This is a genomic window from Deinococcus seoulensis (assembly GCF_014648115.1).
Classification (GTDB): domain Bacteria; phylum Deinococcota; class Deinococci; order Deinococcales; family Deinococcaceae; genus Deinococcus; species Deinococcus seoulensis.
On sequence record NZ_BMQM01000008.1, the window covers coordinates 55,747 to 76,482 of the forward strand.

General features: G+C 70.4%; 19 protein-coding genes. 4 read left to right on the plus strand and 15 right to left on the minus strand.

Going from position 1 to position 20,736, the window contains the following annotated elements:
- Positions 1 to 37 precede the first annotated feature (37 nt).
- Both IEY70_RS07905 and IEY70_RS07910 read left to right on the plus strand, forming a co-directional pair.
- Positions 38 to 2,530 (plus strand): phosphoenolpyruvate carboxylase, encoded by a 2,493-nt coding sequence (locus tag IEY70_RS07905; protein WP_189064465.1) that lies wholly within the window; start codon positions 38 to 40, stop codon positions 2,528 to 2,530.
- 131 nt (positions 2,531 to 2,661) lie between these two features.
- On the plus strand, positions 2,662 to 4,116 hold the full coding sequence (locus tag IEY70_RS07910) for an alpha-amylase family glycosyl hydrolase (RefSeq protein ID WP_189064466.1): 1,455 nt from the start codon (positions 2,662 to 2,664) through the stop codon (positions 4,114 to 4,116).
- 52 nt (positions 4,117 to 4,168) lie between these two features.
- Here IEY70_RS07910 and IEY70_RS07915 read toward each other — a convergent pair whose 3' ends face one another.
- The 9 genes from IEY70_RS07915 to IEY70_RS07955 form a co-directional block, all read right to left on the minus strand.
- Positions 4,169 to 4,570 (minus strand): hypothetical protein, encoded by a 402-nt coding sequence (locus IEY70_RS07915; protein ID WP_189064467.1) that lies wholly within the window; start codon positions 4,568 to 4,570, stop codon positions 4,169 to 4,171.
- Between the two features lie 116 nt (positions 4,571 to 4,686).
- Positions 4,687 to 5,031: a hypothetical protein gene (locus tag IEY70_RS07920; RefSeq protein ID WP_189064468.1), complete on the minus strand. Its 345-nt coding sequence runs from the start codon at positions 5,029 to 5,031 to the stop codon at positions 4,687 to 4,689.
- 64 nt (positions 5,032 to 5,095) lie between these two features.
- Positions 5,096 to 8,407 carry an SMC hinge domain-related protein gene (locus IEY70_RS07925; RefSeq protein ID WP_189064469.1) on the minus strand — a complete coding sequence of 1,104 codons (3,312 nt, stop codon included), beginning with the start codon at positions 8,405 to 8,407 and terminating at the stop codon, positions 5,096 to 5,098.
- A 76-nt stretch (positions 8,408 to 8,483) separates the two neighbouring features.
- Positions 8,484 to 9,035: a GerMN domain-containing protein gene (locus IEY70_RS07930; RefSeq protein ID WP_189064470.1), complete on the minus strand. Its 552-nt coding sequence runs from the start codon at positions 9,033 to 9,035 to the stop codon at positions 8,484 to 8,486.
- A complete protein-coding gene (locus IEY70_RS07935; RefSeq protein ID WP_189064471.1) occupies positions 9,032 to 10,414 on the minus strand; it encodes an N-acetylmuramoyl-L-alanine amidase in 1,383 nt (460 codons plus the stop codon). Before IEY70_RS07935 ends, IEY70_RS07930 begins: the two co-directional genes overlap by 4 nt.
- The gene (smpB, locus tag IEY70_RS07940; protein WP_055363100.1) at positions 10,411 to 10,833 is read right to left on the minus strand and encodes an SsrA-binding protein SmpB; all 423 of its coding nucleotides are present in this window, start codon (positions 10,831 to 10,833) and stop codon (positions 10,411 to 10,413) included. Before smpB ends, IEY70_RS07935 begins: the two co-directional genes overlap by 4 nt.
- A 101-nt stretch (positions 10,834 to 10,934) precedes the next feature.
- The gene (locus tag IEY70_RS07945; protein WP_189064472.1) at positions 10,935 to 11,666 is read right to left on the minus strand and encodes an SDR family oxidoreductase; all 732 of its coding nucleotides are present in this window, start codon (positions 11,664 to 11,666) and stop codon (positions 10,935 to 10,937) included.
- Positions 11,667 to 11,722: 56 nt separating this feature from the next.
- Entirely contained in the window at positions 11,723 to 12,001 is a 279-nt protein-coding gene (locus tag IEY70_RS07950; protein WP_189064473.1) for a hypothetical protein, read from the minus strand.
- 131 nt (positions 12,002 to 12,132) lie between these two features.
- Positions 12,133 to 12,615, minus strand: a complete 483-nt coding sequence (locus IEY70_RS07955; protein ID WP_229777755.1) for a hypothetical protein — start codon at positions 12,613 to 12,615, stop codon at positions 12,133 to 12,135.
- 297 nt (positions 12,616 to 12,912) lie between these two features.
- Between IEY70_RS07955 and IEY70_RS07960 the strand changes: the two genes are divergently transcribed.
- Together IEY70_RS07960 and IEY70_RS07965 are read left to right on the plus strand one after the other, a co-directional pair.
- Positions 12,913 to 13,575, plus strand: a complete 663-nt coding sequence (locus IEY70_RS07960; protein ID WP_189064474.1) for a MazG family protein — start codon at positions 12,913 to 12,915, stop codon at positions 13,573 to 13,575.
- The gene (locus tag IEY70_RS07965; protein WP_189064475.1) at positions 13,572 to 14,147 is read left to right on the plus strand and encodes an NUDIX hydrolase; all 576 of its coding nucleotides are present in this window, start codon (positions 13,572 to 13,574) and stop codon (positions 14,145 to 14,147) included. Before IEY70_RS07960 ends, IEY70_RS07965 begins: the two co-directional genes overlap by 4 nt.
- Positions 14,148 to 14,277: 130 nt before the next feature.
- Here the strand turns inward: IEY70_RS07965 and IEY70_RS07970 are convergent, their stop codons facing one another.
- The 6 genes from IEY70_RS07970 to rsmH form a co-directional block, all read right to left on the minus strand.
- On the minus strand, positions 14,278 to 15,303 hold the full coding sequence (locus IEY70_RS07970) for a PEGA domain-containing protein (protein ID WP_189064476.1): 1,026 nt from the start codon (positions 15,301 to 15,303) through the stop codon (positions 14,278 to 14,280).
- Between the two features lie 113 nt (positions 15,304 to 15,416).
- Positions 15,417 to 16,637: an ABC transporter permease gene (locus IEY70_RS07975; RefSeq protein WP_189064477.1), complete on the minus strand. Its 1,221-nt coding sequence runs from the start codon at positions 16,635 to 16,637 to the stop codon at positions 15,417 to 15,419.
- A gap of 279 nt (positions 16,638 to 16,916) precedes the next feature.
- The gene (locus tag IEY70_RS07980; RefSeq protein WP_189064478.1) at positions 16,917 to 17,516 is read right to left on the minus strand and encodes a 3D domain-containing protein; all 600 of its coding nucleotides are present in this window, start codon (positions 17,514 to 17,516) and stop codon (positions 16,917 to 16,919) included.
- 431 nt (positions 17,517 to 17,947) lie between these two features.
- Positions 17,948 to 19,291 (minus strand): peptidoglycan D,D-transpeptidase FtsI family protein, encoded by a 1,344-nt coding sequence (locus IEY70_RS07985; RefSeq protein ID WP_189064479.1) that lies wholly within the window; start codon positions 19,289 to 19,291, stop codon positions 17,948 to 17,950.
- A complete protein-coding gene (locus IEY70_RS07990; protein ID WP_229777756.1) occupies positions 19,282 to 19,746 on the minus strand; it encodes a hypothetical protein in 465 nt (154 codons plus the stop codon). Before IEY70_RS07990 ends, IEY70_RS07985 begins: the two co-directional genes overlap by 10 nt.
- On the minus strand, positions 19,743 to 20,732 hold the full coding sequence (gene rsmH, locus IEY70_RS07995) for a 16S rRNA (cytosine(1402)-N(4))-methyltransferase RsmH (RefSeq protein WP_189064480.1): 990 nt from the start codon (positions 20,730 to 20,732) through the stop codon (positions 19,743 to 19,745). Before rsmH ends, IEY70_RS07990 begins: the two co-directional genes overlap by 4 nt.
- Between the last annotated feature and the right edge of the window lie 4 nt (positions 20,733 to 20,736).

Genomic DNA, 20,736 nt, shown 5'->3' on the forward strand with positions numbered 1-20,736 from the left:
TCCGCCGCGCACCCACTCTCTGCAAGCGAGGTAACCCATGAGCATTCGAAGTGACGTGAACCTGCTGGGCCGCACGCTCGGGCAGGTTCTGAAGGAACAGGAAGGCGAGGCGTTCTTTGATCTGGTCGAGCGGACGCGGGCGCTGGTCCGTGAGGTCCGCGCGGGCGGTGACGACCGGGAGTTGCAGGCGATGCTGGCGGGCCTGTCCGGTGAGGACGCCGGGAATCTGGCGCGGGCGTTCACGTGGTACTTCCAGCTGGTGAACCTGGCCGAGGAGTACGAGCGGGTGCGGGTCCTTCAGGGCGCGACCGGGGTGCGGCCGCAGAGTCTGGAGCAGGCGGTGCTGGACCTGAAGGAGCAGGGCCTGAGTGCCGAGGAGGTCGAATCTCTGCTGGCGCGGCTGGATCTGGGCCTGACGTTCACGGCGCACCCGACCGAGATGCGCCGCCGGACCATCCGCAACCATCTGGTGCAGGTGGCGCAGGCCATTCCGGGCCTGAGTGCCGGTGGGATCGACGGGCCGGACGCGCAGCGGATCACGGCGCACGTGGAGGCCATGTGGAACACGCCGGAACTGCGGCGGCTGAAACCGACCGTGCTGGACGAGGTGAAGGGTGGCCTGAACTACATCACGAACATCGCGCAGGCGCTGCCGGAGTTGCAGCGGGACCTGCGCGGCGCGTTCCGTGAGGCGTTCGGGCGGGACACGGACGCCACGTTGCCGCTGAGTTTCTCGTCCTGGATGGGCGGGGACCGCGACGGGAACCCGTTCGTGACGCCGGAAGCGACCCGTGAGGCGCTGGAACTGCACCGCGAGCGGGCGCGCGAGGTGCTACTGGGCGGCATCCGCGAGGCGTTCGCGGACCTCAGTCAGGAGGAGGACGGGCAGGAGGTCTACCGCGCGGAGTTGCAGGCCCTGCACAACGCCGTGCGGGACGGGCAGAACGTGGCGCTCGTGCCGCGCCTGGAGGCGCTGGAGGCCCGCCTGATCGCGGACGGGCAGCGCCGCACGGCCGATCAGTTGCTCTCGCCGCTGCTGACGGTCGCGCGGGTGTTCGGGCAGCATCTGGTCAGCCTGGATGTGCGTGAGCACAGCGGGCAGACGGGCGCGGCCGTCGCGGAACTGCTGCGCGCGTCGGGCGTGGAGGCCGATTACCTGGGCCTGCCGGAGCACGCCCGCCTGGAACTCCTGACCCGCGAGTTGCGGTCGCGCCGCCCGCTGTGGCCGGCCGGGGAGGCCCTGACGGACACGCTGGAAACCGCGATCGGGCCGATCCGTGAGGTGCAGCGTGCCGTGGCGCTGGCCGGGCCGCGTGCGTTCGGGCGGTACGTGATCAGCATGGCCGAGAGTGTCAGTGACGTGCTGGAGCCGCTGCTGCTGGCGCGTGAGGTGGGGCTGGCGATCCTGCCGGTGCCGCTGTTCGAGACGCTGGACGACCTGACCCGCGCGCCGCAGGTCGTGTGGGAACTGCTGTCGCTGCCCGAGTACCGCGCGGTGCTGGGCGACAGCGTGCAGGAAATCATGCTGGGCTACAGCGACAGCAACAAGGACGCCGGGTTCCTCGCGGCGAACTGGGCGCTGCACGAGGCGCAGCGGAACATCAGTGACGTGTGCCGCCGCGCGGGCGTCCGCTGGCGGTTCTTCCACGGGCGCGGCACCAGCATCGGGCGTGGGGGCGGCCCGGCCAGCCGCGCAATCCTGGGCCAGCCGGCCGGAACGATCGATGCGGGCCTGCGTATCACCGAGCAGGGCGAGGCGCTGGCCGACAAGTACAGCCACCCGGTCCTGGCGCGCCGGAACCTGGAGCAGGCGCTGTACGGTCTGCTGCTGTCCGCCGCGCGCCCGGCCGGGAACCTGAAGCCCGAGTGGACGGACGCCATGAGCCGCGCCGCCCGCCGCAGCGCGCAGGCGTACCGTGACCTCGTGGACAGCGGTGATTTCCTGCCGTTCTTCGAGAACGTGACCCCCATTCACGAGATCTCACGCCTGAACATCGCGTCCCGCCCGGTGCGCCGCCCCGGCGCGCCCACGCTGGGGAACCTGCGCGCCATTCCGTGGGTCATGAGCTGGACGCAGAACCGCGCGAACCTGCCCGGCTGGTTCGGCCTGAAAGACGGCCTGGACGAGATCGGCCCGGACCTCGCCCGTGAGATGTACGCCTCCTGGCCGTTCTTCCGGACGGTGCTGGACAACGCGCAGATGAGTCTCGCCAAGAGCGACCCGCTGGTCTTCGACGAGTACCTGCGCCTGAACGACCAGCAGAGCCACCCGCTGGCCGTCATGCTGAAAGCCGCGTACCACGACACGGTCACGCTGGTGCAGCAGATCGTCGGTGCGGACCTCATGGCAAGCGAGCCGCGCCTGAAAGAAAGCATCAGCCTGCGCAACCCGTACATCGACCCCATTCACCGCATTCAAGTGGAACTGCTGCGCCGCAGCCGCGCCACCGACGGCGGCCTCGACGAGTTCGAACGTCCCCTGCTCCTGAGCATCCAGGGTATCGCGGCGGGAGTCCGGAACACCGGCTGAAGCTGAATTGCGGGTTGTGGGGGAGGGGGCGACCTCTCCCCTTCTCCATGCGTGGGACCGGGGGGACATCCTCCATCAACCATCACCTATCCTCCATCAACCCCCTACTCTGGAAGCGGTACCATGCAGATATGCGAAACCTCGCCCTGCTGGGCGCGCTGCTGACCTCCCTGGCGGGCGGGTCGGGCGCGCAGACGGCCCTGCCCCTGTCCTCGTTCGAGGGGCAGGTGATCTATCAGGTCATGCCGGACCGCTTCTTCGACGGGAACGCCGGGAACAACGCCGGGGTGAACCGCGCCGATCCGCGCGCGTGGCACGGCGGGGACCTCGCGGGCCTCACGCAGAAACTGCCGTACATCCAGCGGCTGGGCGCGACTGCCGTGTGGCTGACGCCCGTGTACGCGCAGCAGACCGTGAACTCGTTCGGGACCGCGCCGTACCACGGGTACTGGCCCGCCGACTTCCGGGCGGTGGACCCGCACTTCGGGACGCTGGCGGACTTCCGGGCGTTCGTGGACGGCGCGCAGGGCGCCGGGATGCGCGTGGTGCTCGATCAGGTCATCAACCATTACGGGTACGAGGCGGCCGCCGTGAAGCTCCGCCCCGCGTGGTTCAACACCCAGGCGCAGTGCGACGGGGCAGCGAACAAGGACGTGGACTGCCCCCTGGCGGGCCTGCCGGACCTGCGGCAGAGCACCCCGCAGGTGCGCGAACTGCTGCTGGGCAACGCGGACTTCTGGCGTGAACAGGGCGTGAACGCCTTCCGGTACGACGCCATCAAGCACGTCGAGGGGCCGTTCCTGACTGAGCTGCTGGCCGCCGACCGGGCCGCCGGTACCTGGACGCTCGGCGAGTGGTTCGACGCGGACACCGGCACCGTCGCCGACTGGCAGAAGGCGGGCTTCGACAGCCTGTTCCTGTTCAGCCTGCAGGACGCCATGAAACGCAGCGTTATGGGCGGCCAGAGCCTCGGCGCGGTGCGGGCCGTGCTGGAACGCCAGGGTGAACTTCCGCGCCCCGGCGAGGTCGCGCTGTTCCTGGACAACCACGACGTGCCGCGTTTCGCGCAGGGCAGCCTGTTCGATGACGAGGGCCGCGCCCGCACCCGCTACGGCCTGCGCGCCCTGATGACGCTGCGCGGCGTGCCCGTCGTCTGGCAGGGCACCGAGATCGCCATGCGCGGCGGCACGGACCCCGACAACCGCCGCGACATGCGCTTCGAGGACCAGTGGACGACCGAGGAACGCGAGGTCTTCGACGCCACCCGCGCCGCCATCGCCGCCCGCCGGGCCAGTCCCGCCCTGAGTCGCGGCGCGCAGACGCTGCTGCCCACCCCCGACCGCCTCAGCGGCGACCTGCTGCTGTTCACCCGCCAGCTGAACGGTCAGACCGTCCTGGCCGCGTGGCACGGGGGCCGCGAACGCCACACGTACTCCCTGAAACTCGCCTCGCTGGGCGTGAACTGGCAGGCGCTGGCCGCCACGCCCTCCCTGTTCGCCGGGCAGGACGCCCGCGTCAGCGTCAGCGGCGGCTACCTGCACCTGAGCCTCCCCGCGCGGGACGCCGCCGCCTTCCGGGTCGAGTAGGGAGCAGGCAGCCGGGCGAGTCATGCAGACTCGCCCGGCCACACTGTCCGGTCTAGGCCCGCAGGGGCCGGGGCACGGGCAGAGTGTACGTCGCGAACGGTTTCCACACGCCGCCCTCGTGGTGCCGGGCGATGGGCTGGTCGTGCTCGTTCACGTACACCATGCGGTAGCGCACGCGGCCCAGTTCCAGGCCGCCACGCTCGCGCCAGAGCATCTGCACGTCGATGTTCGTGGCGGCGGGGTCCGTGTCACGCGCCGCGAGGATACTGAACTCGCGCAGACTGCCGGGGTACGTGCGGCGCACCTGCCGCACGCTGCGCCGCCCGCCCGGAAACACCCGCGCGGGCATGGCGAGCGCCATGGCGCGGTACTCCTGACCCTGCCAGTGCGTCAGGAACGCCTGGAGCGCCTGCTGGGGCGAAGGGTTCACCACGCTGGTCGGCATGTCGTTCATGCCACGCAGCATGGCACGCCCCGCCCCCCCGGCACCACTGCCCGAATGGCGCAGCCCGGCGGGGGCGACCCCTCGCTCATCTGGCGGATGCCGACGCGCGGTCAGCGAGATCCGGGTCAGTTCAGGGCGAACACGATGGCCGACAGGACGCCCGCCCCGATCAGGGGGATCAGGATCTGCGGCCAGGGCAGGCCCGGCGCGCGGTAGCTCTCGCCCAGGCGGGCGCGCATCGTGCTTTCGATGCGGCTCTGACCGGACTGCGAGTACGCGACCGCGCCGGACAGGAACCCCAGGATCAGGGCGCCCCAGCCGAGTGCGTCGGCGGCTCCGGCGCGGGTGAGGCCGCCGTTCAGGACGGCACTGACGGTCAGGGTCAGCAGCCCGGCCACCGCGGCGGCCGCCACGCCGTACAGCGCGATCTGGGCGAGGCGGGCCGGGACGGACTGGGGCGCCGGGTTCATAGGGCGACTGTAGCGGGCGCGGCGGGGGGCTTTCCAGCAGAATTGCCCGTGCTGACGGCTCCGCTTACCCGGCCTGCGCCTCGCCGGGCTGTTTGATGCTCAGGACGCGGCTGGCGCCGGTCTGGTCGGTGGTGACGCCCCACAGCGCGTGCGCGATTTCCATGGTGGCCTTCTGGTGCGTGACGAGCAGGAACTGCGCGCCGCGTTCGCTGAACAGTTTCAGGAAGGCGGTGAAGCGGCGGATGTTCGCCTCGTCCAGCGGGGCGTCCACCTCGTCCAGCACGGCCAGCGGGAGGCCTCCGGCGCTGCCTTCCCCGCCGGCGTGGTTCAGGGCGAACAGGAACCCCAGGCCCGCCATGGTGCGTTCCCCGGCCGAGAGCAGCGTCATGGAGCGGGTGCGTTTCCCGCGTGGCTGCACGGCGAGGCGCAGACCGCGCAGGCGGCCCTGGTCGTCGTGTTCGCGTTCGAGTTCGCCGGTTCCGCCGAGCAGTTCGGCGCTGTACTCGCGGAAGGCGGTGTTCACGCGGTCGAAGGCGGCGGCGGTGGCGTGCCCTTCTGCGGTTTCGAGGTCGTGGAGGTGGGCGCGCAGTTCGGTGGCGGCGCTGTCGGCGTCGGTCAGTTCGGCGCGCTGGGCGTTCAGGGCGGTCTGTTCGGCGTGCAGGTCGGCCTCGGCGCGGGCGTTCACGGGTCCCAGGCTTTCCAGGGCGCTGCGGGTGCGGGTCAGTTCGGCCGTCCATTCGCGGGGCGTGCCGGGCGGCAGGCAGCCGTCGGGGATGGGTTCCAGGCTGCCTTCGCGCCGGGCGATCAGGACGCGCAGGTCGTCCAGGCGGGCGCGGGCGCGGTTCTGCGTGGCGATCAGGTTGGCGTAGGTCTGCGCGGCCTGTTCGCGGGTGTACTCGGCGCGGGCGTACTCGTTCTCGTCGAGCGTGCCGAGCGCGGCCTCGCGGCGCGTGACCTCGGCGGCGGCGGCGTGCAGGTGGGTGTCCTGCGCGGCGATGGCCTGCGCGCTGGCGGTCAGGCGTTCGCGGAGTTCCCCGGCGCGGGCGCGTCCGGCGCGGTAGGCGCGCCACGCGGCGTCCGTCTCGCGGGCCAGGGCGAGCGTCTCGGCGGCGGCCCGTTCGGCGGCGCGCTGCGTCTCGGCGGCGGTTCGCTGGGCGTGCAGGTCGGCTTCCAGGGCGCCCAGGTCCGGAAGGGGCGCGCCGGGTTCCGGCAGGGGGCTGTCCGTCAGGTCCGGTCCGAGGCGCGCGGCGAGGCGGTCGCGGTTGGCTTCCAGGCTGCGTTCCTGCGCGGCGAGTTCCGTGACGCGCCGCTCGGCGGCCTGTTCCTCGCGGGCGGCGTCGTCCAGCGCGCGGCGCAGCGCAGCGTGGCGTTCGTCGCTGCCGCCCAGGGTGGCCTGCACCTTCTTCAGTTCGGCGTTCAGGCGTGCGCCCTGGCGGTCTGCGTCCTCCAGTTCCGCGTCGAGTTCCTGAAAGCGGCGCTGGTCGGCCAGGACGCCGCTGCCCGTGTCGCGGGCGCGGCCCCCGGTGATGGCCCCGCCGGGTTCGACGAGTTCGCCGTCCAGCGTTACGAGGCGCGGGCGGCTGGCGTGCGTGCGGGCGATGCGGTTCGCGGCGCGCAGGTCCCGCACGATCAGCGTGTCGGCCAGGATGCTCTCGGCGACCAGGGGCGGGTCGCTGGGGCACAGGTCCGCGAGGTTGCCGATCACGCCGTCCTCGCGCAGCAGGGCCGCGTCGCGGCGGGGGCGGGCGCGGATCAGGTCCAGCGGCAGGAAGGTGGCGCGGCCGCCCGTGCGTTTCAGTTCGTCGATGATCTCGCGGGCGTCGTCCGCCCGGTTCACGACGACCTGTTCCAGGCGGCGGCCCAGCGCGGCGCCCACCGCGACCTCGTACTCGGCGGGGACGGTCAGCAGGTCCGCGACCGACCCGACGATGCCCGGATGGTCGAGTCGCAGGGCGTTGCGGGCGCCCTCGCCGTAGCGGGCGTAGGAGTTCAGGGCCGCTTCCAGGCGTTCGCGTTCGCGGCGCAGCGGGGCGACGCTGGCGTTCACGCGGGCCAGTTCGGCGTTCAGGTGCCGTTCGTGCGCGGTGGCGGCCTCACGTTCGGCGTGCAGGGCCGCGTACCCCTGCGCGGCGTGCGCGTGCGCGGTGCGGGCGGCGTCCAGGCGTTCGCGGGCCGCCGCGAGGTTCTCCAGCGTGACGTCCAGGTTGCCCTGCGCGCGGTCCAGTTCGGCGCGCAGCGTCTCGCGGCTGGCGTCCTGGCGGGCGTGCGCCTCGGCGGCGCGGGCGACCAGGGTGCGGGCGCGGGTCAGGTCGCCTTCCAGGCGGCGGGCGCGGGTCTCGGCGGCGGCGGCGGCCTCGCGGGCGGCGTTCAGGTCGGCGGTCAGGGCGTTCAGGTCCGGGGCGGCCTGCTCGGGCATGCGGGTGGGCAGCGCGGCCAGTTCGGCGTTCAGGCTGGCCTGCTCGCGGTCCAGGTGGTCTCGGTAACGGGCGGCCTGTTCGTGCGCGGCGCGGGCGGCCCGCAGGGTCTCCAGGGCTCCGGCGTGCGCGTCGCGGCGGGCGCGGGCGTCCTGCGCGGCCTCGCGGGCGGCCTCGACGGCGGCGGCGGCGGCCTGCACCTCGCCGCCCAGCGCGGCGCTGCGGGCGTCCAGTTCGGCGGCCTCGGCGCGGGCGGCGGCGATCTCGCGGGCCAGTGCGGCCTGCCGCTCGCGTTTCAGGGCGTCTTCCAGGGTCAGGGTACGCAGGGTCAGGTCGTTCCAGGTGCGGGCGTCCTGCGCGGCCTGTTCCAGGCGGGCCAGGGCCGTCTCGCGTTCCTGCAACACCAGTCGCAGGGCGTTCAGGTGCGTGTCGGCCTCGCGCAGCCGCGCCTCGGTTTCCTGGCGGGCGGTGACGGCGCGGGACAGTCCGGCGGCCTCCTGCACGTAGCCCAGCAGGGTCTTCCCTTCGGCCTGCACGACGCCGCTGACCTCGCCCTGCCCGATCACGGCCAGTCCGCCCGGTCCCAGGCCGGTGCCGCGCAGCGCTCCGTGAACGTCGCGCACGCGGGCGGCGCGGCCGTTCAGGTCCTGTTCGGCCGTGCCGTCGCGGTAGATGCGCCGCGCGAGGTTCACGCGTTCCCCGGCGGGCGTGCGGAGTTCCAGTTGCACTTCCGCCAGTCCCAGCGGGGCCTTGCCGCCGCTGCCGTGGAAGATCAGTTCCTGGGCGCGCGCGGCCCGCAACTCGCGCGCGCGGGCCTGATGGGTGGCCCAGCGGATCGCCTCGACGACGTTGCTCTTGCCGCTGCCGTTCGGGCCGATGACGGCGCTCACGCCGGGGCCGAAGTCCAGGCGGGTGCGGTCAGCGAAGGATTTGAAGCCCTGAAGGGTGACGCTCTGAAGCATGACGGTTCGCGCGCGGGGCGCTCAGGTGAGGCACCTGAGGCTCAGGCCGGACCTCCGGGTCGGGGAGCGGCGGGCTTCACTGGTCGGCGCAGTCCTTGCGGGTGTACGGTTCGCGCAGGTCCAGGTGGCCCAGGGTTTCCACGTTCTCGCCGCCCAGCAGGAAGGTCACGTCCTCGCCGCGCTCCTCGAGGAGGGTGCGGGTGATGGTACACAGCAGCATGCGTTCGCCGCTGGTGCCGTAGCGCAGGTTGGCGTACGCGGCGGGCATGTCCACGAAGAAATGCTGCCCGCGCAGGTACACCTTCGGCGGGGCGGTCTTGGCGGGCACGGCGCCCAGCAGGCTGCGGTCGTACGGGCCGGCCGCCCAGACGTTCAGCGCGGCCTGCGCGACGGCACGGGCGTTGCTCTTGGCGACCATCAGGGTGCGCGTCTCGGGTTTCAGGAGTTGCACCTTGGCGTCCGTGAAGTACACCTTGACTTTCAGCGGCGTGCGTTCCACGAGTTCCAGTTTGGGCGGCGTGGGCGCGACCGGGGGGCGCTGCACGGCCTGCAACGCCACGACCGACGCGGCCAGCAGGCCCGCCGAGACCACGTTGAACAGCGAGAAGACGCGCGCGACACCCCTCACTGCCCGGCCTCCTGCGCGGAGATGTTGGCGTTGTTGTTCGCGCGGGCCGTCAGGTACGTGGCGACCGAGCGGGCCACGGCGACCGCCATGACCTGCAGGCGGTCGTCCACGCCCAGCCGCGCGAGGTCCTGCGCGTTACTGGACCAGCCGAGTTCCAGCAGCAGCGCCGCCTGCGGGGCCTCGCCCAGCGTCAGCACGCGCGAGGTGCGTTCCTGCGTGGCGTTCACGCCGCCGCCCTTCAGTTCGCCGCGCAGCAGTTCGCTCAGGCGGCGGGTACTGCCCGTCCCGGCCACGACCAGCCCGCCGTACGGGACGCCCGCGCCGCTGCGGATGGCGTTCACGATGCGGGCCGGAGCCTCGCCCGTCTGTTCGTACACGGTCACGCCGCCGCGTGACGAACCGGGAAAACGGCCCAGGTCCAGGCCCAGGTACACGTCGCTCTGCCGGGCGAGTTTCAGGGTCTCGTCGCGGGTCATGGCGGTGCCGGTGTCCCGCGTGACCTGCACCTGCCACCCGGCCTTGCTGAGCAGTTCCGCCGAGCGGCGCGCGACTTCCAGCGTCACGTCGCGGCCCACGCCGCTGACCCGCACGGGGTCCAGCACGATCAGGGGCCGCGTGACCCGTTCAAGCAGTTCCGGGCTGCTGCGGCTCACGCCGGGCCCGGCGTCCACGACGACGCGCACGCTGCCGGGCCGCACGACCTTGAACACGCGGTACCCGTTGGTGGCATTGACGGGCAGCGTGAGGGTCAGGTCGCTGCCCTCGCGTTTCACCTCGGCGCTGGGCACGAACGCGCCGCGCGTGGTGTAGCGGCGGGCGTCGCCGCTCAGGCCGCGCAGCGTGACCACCACCCGGTCGCCGCGTTGCTCGTCGCTGATCTCCACGTCGCGGCTGAGGTCCAGCACGATGCGGTCACTGTCCCGCCCGGCGCGGCTGCTGACCGACAGCAGGGCCGGGGCGGCCACCTTGAATTCACCCTTCTGGTACTGCGCGCCCAGGCCGTCGGCCAGGGTGTCCAGCGGCAGGTACAGGTTGCCATTCACCAGGGTCGCGGCGCGGGCGTTCAGGCGGCGCGTGTCGAGCTGCACGGTGTTGAAGGTGGTCGCGGCGCGCTGCTGGTCCTCGTCGACGGGCAGCAGCAGCGTGTGCCCCAGCCCGGTCACGCGCACCAGGGCGCCGTCGCGGGCGACGTTCAGCAGGCCGCTCAGGGCCGCCTGACTGGCGTACTCCGCGCCGTACAGCTGAATGCTCTCGACCTGCTTGCCCGCCAGGTTCAGGCGACTGAACGCGATCTGCGCGCCGGCCAGGCCCACCAGCAGCAGACTGCCGGCCAGGACGGTCCAGGCGGCGCGGGCGCGGCCTGCTGATCTGCCCTTCACAGTTCGCGCAGCTCCCGGCGCACGGTCTTGTCGGCCTCGGCGCGGCGTTTGTCGTGCAGTTTCTTACCGCGCGCCAGGGCCAGTTCCACCTTGAAGTACCGGCCTTTCTGGTACAGGCGGGTGGGCACCAGCGTCAGGCCCTTCTGCTCCAGGCCGCGTTTCATCTTGCTGATCTCCTCGCGGTTCAGCAGCAGGCGGCGGGTGCGGCGCGGCTCGTGGTTGTTGTAGGTGGCTTCCTTGTACGTGGGAATGTACAGGCCCTCAAGGTCCACGTTCCCACCGCTCAGGCGTGCGAACGCGTCGCGGAAATCCACGCCGCCCGCTCGGATGCTCTTGACTTCACTGCCGGTCAGGCTGATGCCTGCCTCGAAGCGCTCCAGTAGTTCGTACTCGTAATGAGCGCGGCGGTTCGTGTACACCCGCGCATTCTAGCAGCACGGGTAAAAGGCGTTGATGGTCAAAAGGTGATGGTTGATGGACCGGGCTCTCCCCTTTCCATCAACCATCACCCGGTCACCGGTTACTTCTTCGGCGGGCGGCTGGGGCGCACCTCGACGCGGCTGGGCAGGGTGCGTTCCGGCATGTGCAGCAGGTCCACCGTCAGCTGCGCGAGGTCCTCGGGCTGGATCTTCCAGGCGTCCTTCTCGGCGTCCGGGGTGTGCCCGGCGAAGTGCGTGGCGACGCTGCCCGGCATGATCTGCGTGACCTTGATGCCCCGGTCGCGCAGGTCAAGGTTCATGACCTCGCTGAGGCCGTTCAGGCCGAACTTGCTGGCGTTGTACGCCCCGCCGCCCGGCAGGGGGTTCTTCCCGGCGAGGCTGGACAGCGTGAAGATGTACCCGCCGCTCTGCGACAGGGCCGGAATGGCGGCCTTGACGGTGTAGAACGCGCCGCTGAGGTTCGTGTCGATCACGTCCTGCCATTCCTGGATGCTCAGGTCCGCGATGTTCCCGAAGTGCCCCACGCCGGCGTTCACGAACAGCACGTCCAGGGTGCCGAAGGTCTGCACGTGGTCGTTCACCTCGCGCTGCACGGCGGCCGGGTCCTTCACGTCGCAGGCCACGCCGCGGGCGTGCGCGCCGAGTTCAGCGGCGACGCCCTGAATCTCCTGCTGGTTGCGGCTGGTGATGGTCACGGCGTACCCGTCGGCGATCAGGGCGCGTGCCACGGCCAGGCCGATGCCCTTGCTGGCGCCGGTAATGAAGGCGCTTTTGTTCGTGCTGGTGCTGTTCGTGCTGGTACTGGATGTCATGCGTGAAACCTAACATGCCCTGCGCGGCGGCCCATGTGAGAACCGCTGCGTTTCGTTCAGGGTTGCCGGGCCGTTTCCTGCGGGTCGCCCGGCAGGTCACGCAGCGGCAGGACGTCCTGCGAGTGCCGCTGCACCGAGTTCACGACGATGGCGGCCGTCACCAGCAGCGTGGCTCCCAGTGTCAGCAGCAGCGTGAGCGCCGCGCCGACCTCCAGCATGATTCCGGCCAGGGCGGCCAGGGCCGCCACGCCAGCTGCCCACGTCCAGCGGTGCTGGAAGCTGATCCAGGCGCAGCGAAGCAGATACTCCTGTCGGGTCATGGCCTGTCGGGTCATGGAAGTTCCTCCTATGAGACAGTATGAGCAGTGTCATCAGAATCATGTCATAGAAATCCCGGAGGAACTGTGGCACTCAGGGTTGCAAATGACCCAGGGTGTTCAGAGCCGGATCACGGCAGGCGCCCCGCTCACGGCAGACGCTGGGCCAGCACGTCGTACATGTAGTTGGCCGCCTCGGCCTGCTTCTGCCAGAGGGTCAGCACGCCGAAGTCCTGCTTGAGAATCACGTTGTTCCCGGCAGGCATCCGGAATTCCAGTTGCGCCGTCAGTTTGTTCCAGGGGGCCAGCACGGACGGCGTGACCAGCACGGGCCTGACCTGCACGGCGCCGGGGGTGGCCGGGTCGGCGGCGATCACGGCGTTCGGGTAGCGGCGTTTGATGGCCCCGGCCGAGTCGCGTTTCATGGCTTCCAGCACGCCCTGCCGCTGCTGGGCGCTGACGACGTTCGGGTTGCCCTGAATCTGCGGGTCCAGGATCACGAAGGTCGACGAGGCCAGCGCGGCGCTGTTCCAGTTGGCCGGGACGGCCTGCGCAGAGGCGCCCTGAAGGCTGGCCGTGAGCAGCAGGGTGGCGGGCAGGAGGGCCAGGGTGCGGGTGTGGGTGATGGTCATGACAGCAGTGCATCACACGCCACCTGACGCGGCGTGAAGTGAGCGTGAGGGGCCGCGCGCCCGCCGACGCCGCGCCTCATGTTTCCCCGGGGTGTTCGTGAATGTCCGCCGCCTGCCGGGTCGGCCCGCGTGAGACGGATTCCGTTTATTTCGTTGACAACCCAGGACAGCACCGGGTTGCCAACTCCATGTCCGGAACCCGTTTTGCTCCCACTCGCTTCGCTCGGATCGAACGGGCTCTGTAGCCCATTCAATCGGAGTCCGTATGGCAGGCTCCCGGCGCGTTACATTGGCGGTATGCAGGACCTTCTGACGATCATGCGCCGCCTGCGCGCCCCGGACGGCTGCCCCTGGGATCAGGAGCAGACCCACGAGACCCTGCGCCCCTACCTGCTGGAGGAAGCGGCCGAGGCGGCCGACGCGGCGGGCAGCGGCGACCCGGCGGCGCTCAGTGACGAACTGGGCGACGTGCTGCTCCAGGTGGCGTTTCACAGCGTGATTGCCGAGGAGGCCGGAACGTTCGATTACGCGGCGGTCGAGCGGGGCATCGTGGAGAAACTTGTGCGCCGTCACCCGCATGTGTTCGGTGAGGTCAGCGTGCAGGGCAGCGCGGATGTCATGAGGAACTGGCAGCAGATCAAGGCGCAGGAACGCGGCGGTCAGTCCCGCCGCCCCGAGGACCGCGTGCCGGCCGGGCTGGGCGCCCTGGCCCGCGAGGCGAAAACGCAGAAACTCGCAGACGCGCAACTGGCAGGCACGCCGAAAGTGTCGGCGGAACAGGCGCGGGCGGCCGTCACGCAGGCGGCCGCGCAGGCCCCCGATACCGCGCGGGGCGTGGCAGACGTGCTGGCGGCCGTGGTCACCTGGGCGCGCAGCGTGGGCGTGGACCCGGAACTGGCCCTGCGTGACCGGTCGCTGGCCACCCTGCGCGCCCTGCCCGGTCCGGGGCCGGAATCATGAGCGGCGCGGACCCGCTGGATTCGGCGCTGGCGGACCCGTGGGCGCTGTGGGTGGGCGAACGGGGGCGGCGCAGCCTGCACCTGCCCACGTACCGCCGCGCGGCCGTGCTGGTCGCCCTGACCCGCGAGGTGGACCCGCGCGTGCTGCTCACGGTGCGGTCGGCGGACCTGCCGACCCACCAGGGGCAGATCAGTTTTCCCGGCGGGAGCCTGGAGGCCGGCGAGACGCCCCCCCAGGCCGCCGTGCGCGAGGCCTGGGAGGAGGTGGGACTGGACCCCGCCCAGGTGACGGTGCTGGGCGAACTGGACGACGTGTTCACGCCGGTCGGGTTTCACGTGACGCCGGTCCTGGCGCGCATTCCGGCCGAACCGACCCTGACCCTGAGCAGCGAGGTGGCGCAGTTGCTGCTGCCGTCGCTGGTGGACCTGCGGGCCACGCCGGTCGTGCGGGAAACGCGGTCCCTGCCGGACGGTCAGCGGGTGCCGCTGTACCGTTACCCGTGGCAGGGGCATGACATCTGGGGCATGACGGCCCGCGTCCTGCATGACCTGCTGACCGACGGGCCCGGCTGACCACCCATGCCCCGGCCGGGGCAGTCGCCGCAGGCAGGGGCAGTGACCGCCGCCAGCGCAAGGGAACGTCCCCCCACCCGGTCATGCGGTGGGGGGACGTTCAGGCCGGATAGATCAGCGGCCAGAGTAATCAGCGGCTGGGGTTGATGGTGATCTGGCCGTTCTTGGTGACGTTGTAGTTGCTCACGAAGGTGCGGTAACCGGGGGCGATCATCACGATCTCGTGGGCGCCGCGGGCCACGCTGACGTTCAGGTTGCCGTTACGGATCACGCCGGCTTCACGGCCGTCCACGAACACGCGGGCGCCCTCGACGCTGCTGCGGATGCTGACGGTGTAGGCGCTGGGGGTGGGGGCCGGGGCGGGCGTGGTGGCGCGGGCGAATTCGACGTTCAGGTTGGTGGTCGTTCCGGCGCGGACGGTCACGGTGGTCGTGTAGTCGTTGAAGCCGGGGGCTTTCACGCGGATGGGCAGGGTGCCGGGGCGCAGGTTGCTGTAGGTCACGTTGGCCGCGCCGAGCGTCTGGCCGTTCACGATGACCGTGGCGTTCGAGACGTTCGTGCCGACGAACAGGCTGCCGGTGCTCACCGGGTTCTGCGCGGCCACCGTGTAGAACGCCGTGTCCGTCACCCAGCTGTTCTGCGGCAGCGGCGTCACCACGATGCTCAGCGCCTGCGCCAGCCCGTTCTGGTTCTTGGCGCTCACGGTCGCAAACTGGTCCTGCGCCGTCTTGAACGAGCTGATCTGATCCAGGTTCAGCGGCGTCAGGCTCGCCAGCGCCAGCACCTTGTTCTGACCGATGGGGCCCGCAACCGTGTACGTGAAGTTCGCGTCGGCGGCCGGGAAGGTCGTGGTGGTGTTCGCCTTCACGAAGTTCGCGCCGCTCAGGCGGTTGGGCAGGATCTGATCCACGCTGCCGTCCGGGTTCACGTTGAACAGGTACACGTACGCGTCACGGTTCGCGGTGGCGCTGATGCTGATCTTCTCGTCCACACGGTACGCGGGGTTCTGCGCGCCCGTGCTGTCCTTGTTGATGCGGACGCTGACGTTCAGGTCAGGCTGCGTGGGGTTCACGATGATGCTCTGCGCGCTGATCTTCGGGGCGGCGGAGGCGGTGCTGAGGAGCATGGCGGCTGGAATCATCAGGAGCTTCTTCATGAGGTCAGCGTAGCGGGCGTGACATGACGGACCATGAGCGGCTCCCCGCAAAACATTTATAGTGGTTCAGCTTACGGTCAGCTTGCCGGGCCGGTGCGCGGGCCGACTGCGGGTCAGCGGATGATGCGGGCGGGTTCGATGCCGGCGGCGCGGCGGGCGGGGATCAGGGCGGCCAGCAGGGTGGTGATCAGGCCGATGGCGTTCACACCCAGCAGGTCGCTCAGGCGCACCTCGACCGGCAGGCTGGTGATGAAATACAGGTCGCCGGGCAGCGTGAAGGGCCGCACCGTGAAGTACGCGCTGATGCCCAGGCCCAGGGCGTTGCCCAGCAGCAGGCCGCCCAGGCCCAGCGCCAGCCCCTCGAGCAGGAACACGCGGGTGATCAGGCTGCGCGTGGCGCCGATGGCGCGCAGGATGGCGATCTCCTGGGTTTTCTCGAACACGGCCAGTGTCAGCACGTTGGCGATCCCGAAGGCCGCGACAATCACGATCAGCAGCACCACGAACGCGATAACCTTCTTCTGCAGCGCCAGCTGATCGAGCAGCGTGCCGTACAGGTCCTGCCACGGCAGGGCCGAGTACGCGCGGGTGCGGGTCAGGGCGCTGCCCACCTGCGGCGCGAGGTCCGGGTTGTGCAGCCGTAACTGGTAGCCCGTGATGTTCTGCGTGTCCTGAAGGGTCTGCAGGGTGCGGAGGTTGGTGAAGGCGTACGCCGAGTCGATCAGGTAGTTGCCGGTGGTGAACACGCCGCGCACGGTCAGGCTGGTGCGGCGCTGCGTGCTGTTCAGCAGGCGCACCTCGTCGCCCGTGAACGCGCCGACGTTGCGGGCCAGCGCGGAGCCGAGCATCACCTCGCCGTCTTGCAGGTTCGACAGGGCCGCGCTTTCCGCGGCGGGCAGGTCCAGGACGCGTCCGGCGGCGCCGGTCATGCCGAACAGCGTGGCGAAGTCCACCCCGGCGGCGCGGCCCTCGCTGGCGGGGCGGGTCAGCAGGCCCTTGTCGGCCAGGAAGGGCGTGAAGGCCTGCACGCGCCCGTCGGCCTCGATGGCCGCTTCCAGGTCCGGGTCGGGCCGTGAGGGCGTGAACGCCGTGACGCTCAGGTGCGGGCTGGCGCGCAGGGTCGCGTCGATCAGGGCGCGGGTGAAGCCGTTGGTGAGGCTCAGCGCGGCGATGAGCGCCATGACGCCCACGGCGATCCCGAGGATGGTCAGGACGTTCTGGGTGCGGCGGCGGCGCAGGTGCGCGCGGGCCAGCGACCAGGCCAGTGACCAGGCCAGCGAGCGGTCGGGGGCGGCGGGGCCGCGCTCGGGTGGGGTGGCCGGGGCTGAAGTCATGCAAGGCGGAGGATACCAGACGCCCTGGCGGACGCTCGTGACGGCCCAGGGTGGCGGCCCGGCGGTAGAAGCGATGTCATACGGGTTCCGTTTATTTCGTTAACAGATCGGAACACCACCGATCTGTTAACTCCATGTCCGGAACCCGCTTCGACTCCTGCTCGCTCCGCTCGGATTGAACGGGCTTTGCAGCCCATTCAATCGGAGTGGGTATCAGAGCAGGCCGGGCCGCTCACGTGGAGCGGCCCGGCCTGGGGTGGTGCCGGGGGCGTGCTGGGGTCAGCGGACGGCGGTGATGCGGATCTGGCGGGCGCCCCAGTTCAGGGCTTCGGTGCGGGTGGCCATCCAGATGTCGACCGAGTTGGTCTTGCGGGCGGCCATGGTGTCCTCGACGACGAAGACGCGGCCCTTGAGCATGTTGGTGTACTTGCCGCTCAGGTCCTCGATCATGACCTTGGTGCCGTAGGGGAAGGTGCGCAGCAGGTCGCGGGACAGGGCGACCACACCGGGGCGGGTGCGGGTGCCGGTGGCGGTGATGAACGGCGTGGAGTCGGTCTGGCCGGGCACGCTGTTGTAGGCGGTCGAGCGGGCGACGGCGCTCTGGCCGCGGATGGGCGTGACGGCGAGTGTGTCGCTGGCCTGCGCCTCGGCGCGGGCGACGGCCTCGGCGCGCAGCTGGGCGGCGCTCTGGGCGGTCTGGGCGGCGTTCTGGGTGGGGGTGACGCTCAGGGCGCTGCGGACGGCGTCGGTGGCGACGGCGCTGGGGGGCAGGGCGGGGCCGCCGGTCTGGGCGGGCGTGGCGGTCTGGGCGGAGGCGGCGGTCATTCCGGCGAGGCTGAACAGGACGGTGCGGGTCCAGCGGATCAGTGGTTGAAGCATGTGATCTCCTGCGGGTGCGGCGGCGTGTGCTCGGCCGTGCCCGGCGGTGGTGCGGTGGGATTCAAGTGCGGGTGCCAGCATGAAGGCTTTCCCGATCTCGAGAATGAGCGTACGGGGGCCAGATGGCATGTTTATGATGAAAAGCGATTTATGATCTCATTTTAAAGACGAATTTTTTCTTGACCTGGTTCAAAAAAAGCGGATTTCTTCTTTATGATCAGTACCAGATTTATGAGACAAGTTCTAATTCTCTCATTTAACTTCTCACAGATTAGTTCTGCCACAGACAAAATCGGCCACCTGAACCCCCGTCTATGGGGGAACAGATGGCCTGACTTGTGGCTCAGGTTACGCTGGTAGGGACCTCTTCAGTGTGAGAAGCCACCGGGAGCGGGTGACCGCCCGGTCAATTCACGGCGACCTCTCATTCATCACTCACCTTCAGGCTGTGCCCGCTCCGGCGCCGCCGCCCAGCCGGACAGCAAGTCCGCCGAGATCTCCTTGAAGATCGGCGCCGCCAGCATCGACCCGTGGTAATTGACCTTCGCGCCGTGCACCATCACCGCGATCGTCACGCGCGGCGACTCGGCCGGGAAGAAGCCCGCGAACACACTGTCGAACACCGTCGCCGAGTAGCGGCCGTTCACCACCGTCTGCGCCGTCCCGGTCTTCCCCGCCAGGTTGTAGCCCTTGATGCCCGCCTTCGAGAAGATGCCCTCGGTGATCACGGTCTGCAGCAGGCGCCGGGTCGTGCGGGCCACCTCCGGGCGCACCACGTCACGCCGCTCGACCCCTCCGGCCCCCTCGACCAGCCGGGGCGAGATGTACTGCCCGTCGTTCGCCAGGGTATTGAACGCCGCCGCGAGTTGCAGCGTCGTACTGCTCATGCCCTGCCCGAACGAGTTCGTGGCCCGCACCAGCTCGTTCCAGCGTGCCAGCGGCTGCAACTGCCCGGACGCCGTGGGAATGGCCGGCATGCTGACCTCCTGCCCGAACCCGTACTGCTCCAGGTACGAACGCATGTCCTTCATCGGAAAGTGCTCCACGATGTGACTCATGCCCACGTTGCTGCTGTAGCGCAGGATGCCCTGCGTGCTCAGCGCGCCCGGATGATCCACCGCGTCCCCGATGGTGCTGCCCCAGCGGCCCCCCACGAAGCGGCGCATGGGCGTGTCGTACACGGTGTCCGGGGTGGTCAGGCCCTCGTTCATGGCGGCCGCCACGACCAGCGCCTTGACGGTGCTGCCCGGCTCGAAGTTATCCACGAACGCGCGGTTCCGGCGGGTCAGGTCACTGAACTTACGCCAGTTGTTCGGATCGAACGGCGGGTAACTCGCGGCTGCCAGCACGCGCCCGGTCCGGGTCTCGATCACCACCACCGACCCGTATTCACCCCGGTGTTCCGGCACGGCCTTGGCCAGCGCCGCCTCGGCGGACGCCTGCACCTGGGTGTCCAGCGTGAGTTTCAGGGACTGCCCGGCCGTCAACTGACTGTTGTAAGCCGCTTCCAGGCCCTCCAGCCCCTCGGTGGTGCCCATCATGCCGACCAGTTGCCCGGCGATGCTGCCCTGCGGGTACACGCGCTTGCCGTTCACGCTGGTGGCCAGCACCTTCCCGTCGGACGCCACGATCTGCCCGCGCGCCTGCACCACGGAACTCTTCACGGTCTGCGGCACGCCCCACTCCAGTTGCGCGTACGCCCACACCAGCGTCAGGAACATGCACAGCGCCAGCACGCGCATCAGCACCGAGCGGTTACGGATCTTCACCTCCACTGCGTCTTCACCTCCAGCTTGCGTTCCGGCGAGACCGGCACCCGCGCCGACGGGAGCGGCGCGATGGTTTCCGTGACCTTGTCCGCGTCCGTGAAGCGGCGCATGCCGTTCGCGAAGGCCCAGGAGCGCAGCCGCTGCGGGTTCTCCAGCGACTGCAATTGCAGCGCCAGCGTGTCACGCCGGGTCGTCAGTTCCGCCTCGCGCGCCTGCGCGGCCCGCAGTTCCGGGCGGATGTGCTGCGTCGCGCCGCGCACCGTGACCATCGCCACCACCATCAGCAGGTAGATCAGCACGTACCGCACCGCCCGCCCCCGCCAGGTGGGCAGACTGGTATCCAGCGTCAGTCCGGCAGGCAAGACGCGCCGCAGCGTCACCCGGCCCAGACCCGCCGGTTTCACGCGGCCCGGATCGCGTGACGCGCCGTCCTGCGCGCGGCCCAGGGGCGGCCAGATCACGCGCCGCCCCCCGCCACCCGGACCGCCGAGCGGAGTTTCGCGCTGCGGGCGCGCGGGTTGACAGCCTGCTCGGCCTCCGAGGCGATCACGGGCCGTTTGGTCAGCGGTGAGAGCACCTGACTGCCCAGCAGGAAGCGTTTCACGATGCGGTCCTCCAGCGAGTGGAAACTGATCACCGCCAGTCGCCCGTCCGGGGCCAGCAGCGTCTCGGCCGCCGTGAGGCCGTCACGCAGCGCGCCCAGTTCGTCGTTCACGTGAATCCGCAGCGCCTGGAAGGTCCGCCGGGCCGGGTGGATGCCCTTACTGAACCCCGGATACGCCCGCTTGACGATCTCGGCCAGTTGCACGGTCGTCTCGATGGGCGCTTTCTCGCGGGCGTACACGATGCCGCGCGCAATGCGGCGCGACAGGCGGTCCTCGCCGTACTCGTAGATGATCGCGGCGATGTCCTCCTCGTCGTACCCGTTGACCACGTCGGCGGCCGTCTCGCCCGACTGGCTCATGCGCATGTCCAGCGGTGCCTCGGTGTGGTACGAGAAGCCGCGCCCACCGTCGTCCAGCTGAAAGGAACTCACGCCGATATCCAGCAGGATGCCGTCCACCTGCGTGACACCCGCGCCCGCGAGCAGCGACACCATGTCGCGGTAATTGCCTTCCAGGACGTGCAGGCCCGGATGGTTCGCGGCCCGCGCGCGGTTCAGCGCGAAGGGATCCTGATCGATGCCGTACACGGTCGCGCCGGCCGCCAGCAGCAGGCCGGTGTGCCCGGCGCCGCCCAGCGTGCCGTCCACGAACACCCGGCCCGGCGCCGGGGCCAGGGCCTGGATGACCTCGTCGGCCAGCACCGGCACATGCGAGAAAGCCCCGGCCGCGTCAGGGTCGGAGGCAGAGGGGTCGGGGGCAGAGGGGTCGGGGGTGGGAAGGGTGGATTCGGACGGACGCTCAGTGAGGTCCGGGTTGTCGGGATGCTGTGTCTCTGGGTTCATGCTG